We start from the raw sequence: 12544 nt of genomic DNA on the forward strand, positions 1-12544 counted from the left end.
ATGGGGGCATACGGAATGATCCTTAAAACCACAATTGCAATCATTCTCTTCTATAGTGTCTACGTTCTTTTGACAGCGTACCTTATATTTTTGGTTCCGTCTCCATCGAATATCGAAAATACGGATGTGGAAAAATCTTTAACTGAAGGAAGTACGACAGATCGCGTGCTGCTCTTGGAGGACGGCTTTCAATCCGGTCAGGTGAGAATCCAGACCATCCGAGAGGCTAAAACAAACATCGACGTGGCTTATTACTCCATCCAAAAAGGGAAAACTTCTGAACTCTTTTTTGCTGCTTTATTCGATGCAGCTGATCGAGGCGTTCATATCCGAATCATTTTGGACGGGATTTTTCACAGCTTGCGCGGAGAATTGCGTGATATTCCAGATGCCATTGCAGCTCATCCCAACGTGGAACTAAGGTATTATGAACCACTCCACATATTTATGCCATGGACATGGCATAACCGTCTGCATGACAAGATCTTTCTTGTCGACAACACATATGGCATCATTGGCGGCCAAAATATCGGTGATAAATACATGGCATTGCAACCCCCGAAAGACTATGTATTCGATCGGGACGTTCTTGTTTACAATCCAAGCCATGACACGAACAGCACCGTTGTTAAAATGAAAGAATATATAGACCAGTTATGGAACCATCCATTCACCAAACCAGAAAAACATGCTAAACGCCAACATCATGCAAAAGGATTAAAAGAGCAGGCTGAATTGGCACGTTTATATAAAGAAGCTCAGGCACAGAACGATCCTTTTGTTGAAGTGTTGCCGAAGGATTGGGCTCAAGGAGCCCTTCGCTCCGACCACGTCGCTTTCATTCACAATCCAATTAAAAGGCTGTATAAAGACCCGATCATGTGGAGAGCATTTGTTCATTTCGCCAATCAAGCAAAGTCGAGAGTGTACATTCAGACGCCATATGCCATTCCGACCAAGAAAATGGAGAAAGCAGTTCATCTGTCGATGAATCCAAAAGCAGAATGGCTCATGCTAACCAATTCAATCCATCAGACCCCTAACCCGTTAGCTTTCGCTGGTTACTTAAGCTCCAAGAAACGGTTGCTTGATACCAGTCTATCCATTTATGAATATCAAGGCCCTTACTCCATACATGGCAAATCATTTGTCATTGATGATTACCTCAGCATGGTCGGTTCGTTTAATCTGGATGCCAGATCCACCTTTCTAAATACAGAATCCGCTGTGGTCATTTCCGGTTCTGCATTCGCCAACCAACTAACTGAGGCCATGGATATCAAACGCGCAAATAGTACGCGTGTTGCCAAAGGTGAACATCCTGCAGAATCCACGAATCCGAAAGGCTTTGTTTTCAAACGTGTGGCAATCACCACCTTATCGAAATTGTCTTTTCTCTGGAAATTCTTGTTGTAGGAAAGAAGCCACATGCTTGTGAGGTTGAATATTACTCAAAGTTGAAGTCTTCATCCGTCAAGGGTACAACATTCAAAGCGCGAATATACCCGTTGCCTTTTTTAGAAAAAAAGTCATGCTGTTTGGTGTGAGTACTGATTCCGTTTAACACAATCGGGTTCACTTCCTCGTCTTCAAATAACGGCTCAAAGCCGAGGTTCATCATCGCTTTGTTCGCGTTATAACGAAGGAAGGCCTCCACCTCCTGGGTCAAATCAATAGGCGTATATAATTCCTTCGTATATTGCAACTCATTTTGATGAAGAAGCTGGATCAGATCAACCAAGCTTTGGTACAGTTTATTTTGCTCCGCTTCATCAAAGCCTGCGTATATTTCTTGCGCCAACACACCCACATATACACCATGAATACTTTCATCCCGCAGAATCAGATCAATGATTTCTCCACTACAAGTCAGTTTGCCTTGTCCAGCCAAATAGAGGGGATAGAAGAATCCGCTGTAAAACAAATAACTCTCCAGGAGTACGGAAGCAGCCATCGCCATATACAAATCTTTTGCCGTTTCAATGCTCGTGTAGTACTGACGTATGATCTTCGCTTTGGTTTGCAGATATGGATTTTCTTCCACCCATTTAAAAACATGGTCAATTTCCTCGGTGGATGCCAACGTGGTAAAAATACTGCTGTACGATTTCGCATGAATTTGTTCCATCATCGCCATGAAACTAAGCACGGCTTTGCGTTGTAATCCATCCACATGCTCCATGATCTGGGGCATACCGACACCACCCTGAATGGTATCTAGAAGGGTTAACCCTCCAAGCACTTTCATATATGCTTCTTTTTCGATATCACTGAGCGTTACCCAGGTCATTTTATCATCAGATAAAGGAATCTCGTCATCCGTCCAAAATTGCATAATGTTCTGATTCCAGAACATCAGTGTGAAATCATCATCTGCACGATTCCAATTCACAGCTTGAATTGCCGGCATGTACATCAAACTCCAATCGTTATACCCTATCGGGTCATTTGTTTATATGGAACAGGCAATGCACTCTTCCATCGTTAGTTTGTTAGTTCTTGTGTAATACAAGGATTTCAACCCTTTATGAGCGGCATACAGGTAGCAGCGGGCCAAGTCTCGTGTGGATACATCACTGTTTACATGAAGAATCGTCGAGATTCCTTGGTCTACATGCGGCTGAATCTCCGCAATCAGATCAATCACTTTGAATTGATCCATCTGATACGCTGATTTGTAATAGAAGACGTTATCCTTTTGCAAATAGGGCATGGGATAATACGTGGTTGAATTGGCATATGTTCGTGTTTCAATTTGTTCTACAATCGGCATTACACTGGACGTCGCGTTTTGAATATAAGAGATGCTTGCTGTTGGAGCAATAGCCATCCGATACGCGTGATAGAGGCCATTCTCCATCACTTTATCCTTTAACTGACTCCAATCATCGGGAGATGGAATTTCAATTCTTTGGAACAATTCCTGGACTCTTGATGTGTTGGGACGGTAATCGGTAGTCAGATAACGATCAAAATATACGCCAGTCGCATAATCAGACTTATCAAATCCATGGAACCGTTGCCCCGTTTGTTCTGCAATCTCCATGCTTTTCTCCAAAGAATGATAATTCATGGTCATAAAGAAGGTCCGTACAAAATCTTTGGCTTCCAAACTTTCATAAGCAATCTTGTTTTTAGCTAAATAACCGTGTAGATTCATGGCACCCAAGCCAACGGAATGCATTTCGGTATTGGCTTTGGCCACACCGGGAGCATTGGCGACATGCGTCATATCGCTGACGGAGGTCAGTGCGATCATTCCCTCGTGAACGGACTCTTTGATCTTGCCGCTCTCCATGACATTAACAATATTGAGGGAGGCCAGGTTGCAGCTGATATCTTTGCGGATAATGTCCGGTTGACCGTAGTCTGTGATTTCAGAAGTCTCCTGAAGTTGGAAGATCTCTGTGCACAGGTTTGACATTTTGACTTGTCCTACGTTTTTCAAGGCGTGCGCTTGATTGGCATTGGTTTTATTCATGATGTAGGGATAGCCTGATTCAAGTTGAGTCATAGCTATTTTGGTTAGCATATCCCGTGCGCTCAACGATTTTTTCTTCTTCACACGGTCGTCAGCCAGCAAGGTATCATACATTACGTCCAGATCCATATCATCCAGGTGTGTTCCATACGCCTTATAGACACTATAAGGTGCGAAGAGGTATAGAGGCTCATTATCCTGTGCCAACTTATAAAAACGATTGGGAACAATAAGCCCGATAGAGAGCGTTTTTAGGCGGATTTTCTCGTCTGCATTAATTTTTTTGCTATCCAGTAATTCCATGACATCCCAACCAAAGATATTATAGTAAGCTGCTCCAGAACCTTTGCGTTGACCCATCTGATCGGCGTAGGAGAAGCCGTCTTCCAGCAGCTTGAGAACAGGAGTGATGCCTTTAGCGGCACCTTCAACACCTTTAATGACTTCACCACGAGCACGCAGCTTCGACAGATTGACCGCCACTCCTCCGCCGATTTTGGATAACTGCATACAAGTGTTCAGTACATAGTTTATCGAATTCAGTGAATCATCCATTTCAAGCAGGAAGCAAGAGACCAGCTCACCACGCCGACGTTTTCCCGCATTTAGAAATGTAGGGGTTGCGGGTTGAAGACGCTGCTCCATCATAGAACGGGACAGCAAACAAGCCGTGTCAAACTGTCCTTGAGCCAGATGAAGAGCTACGGCAGCTACCCGATCAGCATATTGCTCGAGATATGTTTTTCGGTCATATGTTCTCAATGCATAATCGGTATAGAACTTGGACGCCGCCATGTAGGATGGGAATTCATGCTGATAGCTGCGTGTAATTTCAAATACCATTCTAACTTCATCGGTTGTATAGGAAGCATAGAAATCTTCGTAATAATCCTGATCAATCATGAATTGGATCTGATCATCAATGCTGGCAAACTGCATGCTTTTATCCTCGACTTCTTTCATAAACGCCTCTACAGCCTCTTTGTCCTTATGTAACTGGAAAAAGCCATCAGAGTCGCGCGTTAGCAGCATGTTATTTAATTCAATATGACGCAAGACGGCTCACCTCCTGTTCAAAATGCTCCACATCTTTTTTGGAACCAGATAATTCAAATTTACTAATAACCGGGACGTTATACGATGCAGATATCAAATCTGCACTTTTGGCAAAACGCTCACCCCAGTTACGGTTACCGCTTGCTGCCACGCCAATCAGGTATGCAGAGTTTTTTTGCAAAAAAGAAGACACCTTATCAGGTATCTGCCCAAAACCTGTTGTATATGTCACAAGTACGTACGGTTCATCAATCGTCATTTGATTTTGAATCTGAACTGCCGGCAGTCGAAGCTTGGAAATAAATCTCTTCACATTCCCAGTGATGGAATCATACACAATTAGCATGATCATTAACCTCCTTGACAAATGAAAGGTAATCGAAAACAAACACTATATATAGATTATATTTTTAATTTTATATCAATATATAGATTTGTCAAACGCTCATTGGGTACAATTCTGTGAAAAAACGGATGAATAGGCTATATTGCGAGGTTTATAAAATGGGGGGCTTAGTAGATATCCATATTCTAAGGTGCGCAGTTTGGTGCATGAGGGAATAGTGATTTTATTGAGATTTTGAGGATTCTGAATTGTCATTTATTCTGCATATAACCGACAAGCACCTCACAAATTGGACACAAAATTTCCTGCTCTATAGCCAGATTGAGCTATATGGAAGAAATTTGTTTTTATGTACACTATGAGCAGTGTGATTCATGAAGGAGGTTATAATGCTGAACAAACAGACGCTATACGATACGTGGTGTAACCAGAACCAGGAGATGCACCTGCGGGAATTTAATGCTAACCGTCGACCCGAAGCACTGGTGTATAATCCATCCCCTGGTTGTCGGCTTGCAGCTTCACATGCGTAATTATGAGGTAAGACCGCAAGCTCACCGTAACTTGATACATTGGTTTTCCCTTGGCGTGTTTCTTCTCATGGGGATATTGGCAATCTTGCTATCTTACCCGCTTGGCTCTGTAAACGCTGCTCCCGGAAACCAAGTCGCTATACCCCTCCAGCCCATCATTGATGGTTCTAGACCTGGAGAAGTGGTTGTGCTTGAGCACGGTATTTATTCTGGTCCCGTAAGTATAGACAAGAATATATCCATTCGAGGGGACTCGTCCGTGACAGTATTGAATACAGAAGCTGTATCCACGATTACCATTCGTTCCGATGGAGTGACTTTGCAGGGTTTCCGGATTCAACATCTAACGAACGAACCCACTGCAGCGATTCAGGTTGAAGGAGATCGTGCAGAGATCACGGATTTGGATATTCAGAGTCAAAGTTTCGGAATTGTGCTGCGGGGTTCTGTCGATGGGCTCATACATAGCAATACCATTTCATGGGCTGGACCGGAGTCTGCCTCCAGTGGTCAAAAGGGGAACGGCATTGATCTGTACAATTCCCATCGTAATCACATCGAAGACAACAAAATAAAAGGAATGCGCGATGGCATCTATCTGGAGAACAGTCGCAATCTTACGGTTAAGGCTAACACACTGTTACATACCAGGTATGGCATTCATTGTATGTACATCGATGGTTCTTCTGTTGTGGACAATGTGGGGGAGAACAATAGTACCGGGGCCATGGTGATGGGCGTCAAGAATACGGTTGTATCGGGAAATACCTTTCGTAAACAGAGCGAAAATGTGCACTCACAGGGGATTCTGTTGTATGACGTACAGCAATCCTCGATTTACAACAATATTGTGGAAGGCAATCGCGTGGGAATGAACATTGCCGAATCCTCAGGAAATGAAATTCGCGGCAATGCGGTACTACGGAATTTCATCGGCATTCAGCTTGTTCTTGCTGAGGATAACCAGTTTACCAAAAACCAATTTGTTTCGAATGTAATAGAAGCTTCAGCGATGGACAGCCGGAACAATAAGATGAAGGAAAATTACTGGGATTCCTTTCAGGGCCTTGACCTGAACGATGATGGAATTAGTGAACTCTCCTATGGGATTAATCCATTTTATGAGCAAGTGGTCAATCGAAATTCGGCCTATCAGCTTTTCTTTCAATCTCCAGGCATGATCTTTATGAGCAACTTGTTTACGGAAGGCAAGGCAGAGTGGACAACCGACAGATCACCGTTAATAAACATGGAAGCGGAATCACTGACGTCGAAAACAGATACACAAGCGATCAAAGAGACAACCGGGGTTTGGATCATCGGGTGCATTCTGCTGGGCATGGCTACTTTTATTATGATCAATATGGGGGGATTACGAAAATGAAAATGAGAACACATTGGAAAACAGTTATGGTGCTTCTCTTTGGGGTACTGTTATTAACAGCATGCGGAAAAAAATACGAGGCATTGCCTATTAATGAAGACGTGGATATTTGCGCCATTTGCAAAATGCAGGTGAAGGATGATGCCTATGCCACACAGCTTACTACGAAAGACGGTAAAAATTACAAATTTGATGACATTGGTTGTATGCACCAGTGGAAAGAAGAAAACGGAACAGATAATATCGGGATGGATTTTGTTCGTGATTATAATGACAAGGAATGGATTGAGTACAGCAAAGCCACGTATGTATATGATGCTTCACTGCGTACACCCATGGCTTACGGCATCCTCAATTTCAAGGATAAACCATCTGCCGAAGCTTTTGTTGCCGAACAGGGTGTGGGAACAATCATGACCGCTGAAGACCTCGCCTCCCACGACTGGAAACAAAACACGGAGATGATGGATATGATGGGTGAGCACGGGCATTCCGAAGAGGGAATGGGTGAAGGCATGCATGATGAAACACATGGGGAAAGTGACTCAATGGAAGATGCAGGCCATAAGTAATGACCAATGAAGCTGGTGATGCATGATGGGAGATATGTTACAAGTCCTCCGACGAGAAATAAAAATGGGATTTCGCAACCCCTGGGCATATTCATTTTTGATTCTTTTCTGCATATTTAGCCTGAGTTTGCTGATCATTAATGCTCAGAATTTTGTAGCAGGATACTCTGGCACTACAGGTTCCATGTTAAATCTTATTCTTTATCTTTTGCCGCTGATGACCCTTTTTCTGGGCTCATTCTCGTTGACTTCCGAGAAGGAAGAAGGGGGCTGGCAGCTGATGTCCACATACCCCATTGGCACGATGTCTTTTATTGTTGGCAAATATCTGGGTCTGTCGGTTGTATTAGTGACGATCATTTCATTTGGATATGGCCTGATGGGACTTCTTAGTGGGTGGGTGGACAGCCCTATAGATGTGATGACGTACCTTTTGTTTCTGGTATTCTCCTGCGGACTGGTACTGCTATTTCTCACTATTGCACTGTTCATCGGTTCGTTATCCAAAAATCGGTGGCAAGCGTTAACGATATCCGTATCTGTTTGGTTTTTCGCTGTGATCGGATGGCCTACACTTCTCATCTCCGTGCTGGGACTCATGCCTTATCAGTGGGTAAAACCTTTACTTACCTTGCTAACTTTCATCAATCCGGCTGAGTTGGTACGTTTGTTTGTTGTGATCAAACTTGGCGGGGGCTCCATATTGGGACCTGAATATTATCAGTGGGTAGATTGGGTGCAGCCATCCAGCGGGAGCTGGATCTTTATGGGGATATGCCTGCTGTGGGTTGCATGTTCGATCATGGCAGTTTACGGGATCTGGGAAAGGGGGCGTTCCCATGGGTAACGTGGAAGCGGAGATTGTTGGTCTGTGCAAATCCATAAAAAAACAACAGGTCGTTGAAGATATATCCTTTCGTATTTCTTCTGGTCATGTGCTTGCCTTATGTGGGGGGAATGGGGCCGGAAAGAGCACTGTCCTGCGAATGATCGCAGGTATTCTTCAACCTACATCAGGTGAGATCATTGTAAACAAGCTGCGCTGGTCCAAAGAACGAAAGCGCTATTCGGAACAGATCGGATATATGCCGGATGATTATCAGTTCAACCAGGGTCTGACTGCAGAGGAAGTGCTCCAGTTCTGGGCGGCGCTTAGGAAAGTGCCCAAAGAGCGAGTAACGGAAGTGCTATCCCTGGTCGGCTTGGCCGAACAAAAAAATAAACGGGTCACGACCTTTTCCAAAGGCATGCGGCAGCGTGTGTTATTTGCCCAGGCTCTGCTTGCCAGGCCTCCGCTGCTGATCATGGATGAGCCAACGAATGGACTGGACCCTTTTTGGATGAAGGAGTTTGCAACTCTGATAAAACAGATCAAACAGGAGGGGCATATGGTCGTGTTCTCCACCCACCAGCTTGAGATCGCAGATGATGTTGCAGATCACGTTGTTTTTATGAACCAGGGACGTAATGTGGGAGATGGCTCTACAGAGGAGTTTCGTCAACAGTTCGGTTCGCTTCATGCTGCTTTTCATCATAGTCTTGGCTTAAAATGAAGGTGAATTTATTGAAAAAAAAGAGTTGGAAAATGAGACGTTTGATTACAATCCTGATTGGAATGGCTGCTTTGCTGGCCGCTGGCTGGACGATTTACCAGGGGACTTCATCTTCCGAGACCCAAAGAATCGGTGCCATTGAAACCGGTGCAATCGCTCCTGAATTCAATGCGGTTAATTCCGCCGGAGAACAGGTAAAGCTCTCTGATTATCGGGGCAAGGTCGTCATGATTAACTTTTGGGCTTCATGGTGTACTCCTTGTGTGAGGGAAATGCCGATGATTAATCGGATTGCCGAGACATATCAAAACGACGTGGAGACCCTGTTTGTCAATGTGGGGGAAGCGAAGGGAACGATACGTGAATTTATGGAGAAACAGCAATTCGATTTCCCTGTTATCATTGATGTGACCGGAAAAATCTCCGGTCTGTACCGCATCACCGGGCTGCCAGCAACCATGATTGTGAATCAGGAAGGCATATTCAGCCACATTCTGCTTGGTGAGTTGACTGAGGATATTCCCTTGCAGCAATGGCTGGAGGAGACCGTACAGTAAAGGAATTGAAGAATTAAAGGATCAATGCCCAACAGAGCTGCCGATTTGAAAGACTTAAGATTTAGAAGTCGCTCCCTTAAAAGCGGCTTTTTTTGTTTTGTTTGAAGGCTGCTATACGAATCCGAGCAAGCTCGAACGATTTTTTCCGAACATCGTGAACGCATAGTGAAAAAATGCAATACCACGGTTGTGCCCAATGAATCAATAGCTCCTTTGGGTACTTTTTACGCTTTTCACCGAGTTGTCAGAAAGAGTTGATCCTTTCTTGAACATTTAGGGACGAAGACGTGTCAGCGATTGAATTGCTAACTCACAAAGATATAATAATTTTAACTATTAGGTCCCGTTAAGTACTTTGGCCCTCCAATCTCAGTTAGAACAGGCTCGTCAACGTATGCTTAGTCAGTATCGAAGCGTAGCAGCACACAATGATGGTCTGGTAAAGCCTCCTTCGTCGCTTACTTTGTGAAAAAATTCTCTATATACATACAACGATGGAGGAACACTTTATAGACAAATTCTGATCCAATCTCGTGGGGCACCTCTAAACCTGATATAGGACGTAGTTCAAAGGCTGACTGACCTAATTATTAAAAGATTCAAACATGACGAAAATCGAACAGAATTTGAAAGGAGGCAGTAAACAATGGCAATCGATACGGTGATGTGGAGCAAACTGGTGACAGGTATGACACTGGGGTTCCATGCTATTTTTGCAACGCTTGGCGTCGGTATCCCTCTAATGATCGCTATTGCAGAGTTCATGGGGATTCGCAAGAAGGACCCCCATTACACACTTATGGCGAAAAGGTGGTCAAGAGGGTTTGTCATTTCGGTGGCAGTTGGTGTGGTGACCGGTACAGCGATTTCCCTGCAGCTGGCCCTGGTGTGGCCGAATTTCATGAAACTGGCAGGGAATGTCATTGCACTCCCGCTATTCATGGAAGTGTTTGCGTTCTTTTTTGAAGCCATCTTCCTGGGCATTTATTTGTACACGTGGGATCGATTCAAAAATCCGTACATTCACTGGCTGCTGACGATCCCAATTGTCACCGGGGCAGGCATGTCGGCTGTATTTATTACAACGGTGAACGGCTTCATGAACCAGCCTGGAGGCTTTGTCATGGAAGCAGGCCAATTCACAGCGGTTAACCCGGTGGAGGCGATGCTGAATACGGCGACGTTTTCCAAGGTGTTTCATGTGTTAAGCTCGGCCTATTTGACAGGAGCTGCCCTGTTAGCCGGAATTGCAGCCTTTGCGCTGCTGAGAAAGGGGGCATCTGCATACCACAAAAAATCCTTGAATCTCATGATGGCAGTGGTACTGCTGTTCGGCTTGCTGAACACATTAGCGGGAGATGTGTCCGCCAAGTTTTTGGCCGAGCATCAGCCGGAGAAACTTGCAGCAGCAGAATGGCATTTTGAGACGGAAAGCGGCGCGGATTTGATTTTATTGGGATGGCTGAATGCGGAGCATGAAATTATAGGAGCTCTTCACCTGCCGAAACTGCTCAGCTTCCTGGCCTTCAGTGACTTTAATGCAGAGGTTACCGGACTGGAGGAGTTTCCGAAGGACGAATGGCCGCCGCTGCTCGTTCACTACCTGTTTGATCTAATGGCCGGAATTGGATTTACGCTGCTGGCTATCTCGGTTCTGTACTTCCTGTTTGTGTTCTGGAAAAAGCGTAATGAACTGAACAAGTGGCTGCTTGGGATCATAGCGCTAGGCGCACCGATGGCTTTTCTCGGGGTTGAGCTGGGATGGTTCTATGCTGAGCTGGGACGACAACCGTGGATTATCCGGGGATATATGCGTGTGGAGGAAGCCGCCACTTCATCACCCAACATCAGAATGATATTTTTCTTCTTCCTGCTGCTGTACATCGTTCTGGGAGTTATGTGTGTTCTGGTGTTAAGACGTTTGTTCAACAATAATCCGGCAGAAGCCGAGATGGAGAAATGGATGAAGGAGAAGCGCAATCCGTCTACAGAAAAGGGTGAGCGTGCATGAGTTACGAACTGATTGGCATCTCGGTGCTCTGGCTGTTCTTGTATGGCTATTTAATCGTAGCCTCCATTGATTTCGGAGCGGGCTTCTTTGCCTTTTATGCACGCTTGACGAAACAGGATCACCTGATTAATCGTCTGATCTCCCGTTATTTATCACCGGTATGGGAGATTACGAATGTATTTTTTGTCTTTTTCTATATTGGCATCGTCGGATTCTTTCCGGACACAGCTTATTATTACGGATCAGCACTGCTCGTACCGGGAAGCATCGCGGTCATTTTGCTCGCCATTCGTGGGTCGTTTTATGCCTTTGAGAACTATGGTTCCAAAAATAATATCGTGTATCTGTTTCTGTATGGAGCTTCGGGATTGCTTATTCCAGCTTCGCTATCCGTTGCGCTAACGCTGTCTGAAGGTGGTTTTATCGTGAAGGAGGGTTCGACGGTTTCTCTGGATTACTGGACGCTGTTTACCAATCCGTTATCATGGAGCATCGTTGGACTGGCAATTGTGTCCGTATTGTTCATCAGCAGCTCATTTCTGGCCTTCTATGCGTCGCGGGCAGAGGATCATTCTGCATTGAAGCTGGTACGGACCTATGCCCTGTTCTGGAGTACACCGACGATTATCATCGCACTGACTGCATTTATTTATTTGGGACAGCACAATGAGCGACATTTTCAAAATATGATGGATTTATGGTGGCTGCTTGCACTTTCCGTAGCATTCTTCATGATTGCGATGTGGCTGATCTATAACGGACGTCGCTACGGATTAGCGTTTATATGTATCATGCTGCAATTTTTCTGTGCCTTTTTCGCTTACGGAATTGGCCAATATCCTTATATCCTTGATCCGTACATTACCATTCAAAACAGTGTCACCTCACCAGCAATGGGCTTCGCACTGGTTGTTGTGTTTATCGGTGGCATGTGTATGTTGATTCCTTCCTTGATTCTGGTCTTCAGACTCTTTCTGTTTGATGCGGATTATGTAAAGGGAAAAAAATAAATTGAATTCAGTATGCGATGTAAAGGAGTCATCTCATAGGC

Annotated in this window: 12 protein-coding genes; 9 read left to right on the plus strand and 3 right to left on the minus strand. The window is 44.6% G+C overall.

Features of this window, described 5'->3' with window-relative positions; all coding sequences use genetic code 11:
- The first annotated feature begins 15 nt into the window (after positions 1 to 15).
- On the plus strand, positions 16 to 1416 hold the full coding sequence (locus PPA03S_RS01925) for a phospholipase D-like domain-containing protein (RefSeq protein WP_062319248.1): 1401 nt from the start codon (positions 16 to 18) through the stop codon (positions 1414 to 1416).
- Between the two features lie 31 nt (positions 1417 to 1447).
- On the opposite strand, the gene nrdF is transcribed toward PPA03S_RS01925, so the two are convergent.
- Genes nrdF through nrdI form a run of 3 tightly spaced genes read right to left on the minus strand, consistent with a single transcriptional unit; the run spans position 1448 to position 4883 of the window.
- A complete protein-coding gene (gene nrdF, locus PPA03S_RS01930) occupies positions 1448 to 2410 on the minus strand; it encodes a class 1b ribonucleoside-diphosphate reductase subunit beta (RefSeq protein WP_062319250.1) in 963 nt (320 codons plus the stop codon).
- 42 nt (positions 2411 to 2452) lie between these two features.
- Positions 2453 to 4537, minus strand: a complete 2085-nt coding sequence (gene nrdE / locus PPA03S_RS01935; RefSeq protein WP_062319252.1) for a class 1b ribonucleoside-diphosphate reductase subunit alpha — start codon at positions 4535 to 4537, stop codon at positions 2453 to 2455.
- Positions 4524 to 4883, minus strand: coding sequence for a class Ib ribonucleoside-diphosphate reductase assembly flavoprotein NrdI (nrdI, locus tag PPA03S_RS01940; RefSeq protein ID WP_062319254.1), 360 nt, complete (start codon positions 4881 to 4883; stop codon positions 4524 to 4526). The genes nrdE and nrdI overlap by 14 nt, the downstream gene beginning before the upstream one ends.
- A gap of 389 nt (positions 4884 to 5272) precedes the next feature.
- On the opposite strand from nrdI, the gene PPA03S_RS32700 reads away from it, so the two are divergent.
- From PPA03S_RS32700 to PPA03S_RS01975, 8 genes are all read left to right on the plus strand, one after another.
- A complete protein-coding gene (locus PPA03S_RS32700) occupies positions 5273 to 5416 on the plus strand; it encodes a hypothetical protein (protein WP_157283901.1) in 144 nt (47 codons plus the stop codon).
- 67 nt (positions 5417 to 5483) lie between these two features.
- Positions 5484 to 6800, plus strand: a complete 1317-nt coding sequence (locus tag PPA03S_RS01945) for a right-handed parallel beta-helix repeat-containing protein (RefSeq protein WP_062319256.1) — start codon at positions 5484 to 5486, stop codon at positions 6798 to 6800.
- Positions 6797 to 7372 (plus strand): nitrous oxide reductase accessory protein NosL, encoded by a 576-nt coding sequence (locus PPA03S_RS01950; RefSeq protein ID WP_062319258.1) that lies wholly within the window; start codon positions 6797 to 6799, stop codon positions 7370 to 7372. The genes PPA03S_RS01945 and PPA03S_RS01950 overlap by 4 nt, the downstream gene beginning before the upstream one ends.
- Before the next feature lie 25 nt (positions 7373 to 7397).
- On the plus strand, positions 7398 to 8219 hold the full coding sequence (locus tag PPA03S_RS01955) for an ABC transporter permease (RefSeq protein WP_062319260.1): 822 nt from the start codon (positions 7398 to 7400) through the stop codon (positions 8217 to 8219).
- Entirely contained in the window at positions 8212 to 8925 is a 714-nt protein-coding gene (gene ccmA / locus PPA03S_RS01960; RefSeq protein WP_062319262.1) for a heme ABC exporter ATP-binding protein CcmA, read from the plus strand. Before PPA03S_RS01955 ends, ccmA begins: the two co-directional genes overlap by 8 nt.
- A gap of 32 nt (positions 8926 to 8957) precedes the next feature.
- The gene (locus PPA03S_RS01965) at positions 8958 to 9482 is read left to right on the plus strand and encodes a redoxin domain-containing protein (RefSeq protein ID WP_245683486.1); all 525 of its coding nucleotides are present in this window, start codon (positions 8958 to 8960) and stop codon (positions 9480 to 9482) included.
- Between the two features lie 646 nt (positions 9483 to 10128).
- A complete protein-coding gene (locus PPA03S_RS01970) occupies positions 10129 to 11493 on the plus strand; it encodes a cytochrome ubiquinol oxidase subunit I (protein ID WP_062319266.1) in 1365 nt (454 codons plus the stop codon).
- Positions 11490 to 12503 (plus strand): cytochrome d ubiquinol oxidase subunit II, encoded by a 1014-nt coding sequence (locus PPA03S_RS01975; protein ID WP_062319268.1) that lies wholly within the window; start codon positions 11490 to 11492, stop codon positions 12501 to 12503. The genes PPA03S_RS01970 and PPA03S_RS01975 overlap by 4 nt, the downstream gene beginning before the upstream one ends.
- Positions 12504 to 12544: the final 41 nt, after the last annotated feature.

It is taken from the genome of Paenibacillus pabuli NBRC 13638 (assembly GCF_001514495.1).
GTDB classification, from domain to species: Bacteria; Bacillota; Bacilli; order Paenibacillales; family Paenibacillaceae; genus Paenibacillus; species Paenibacillus pabuli.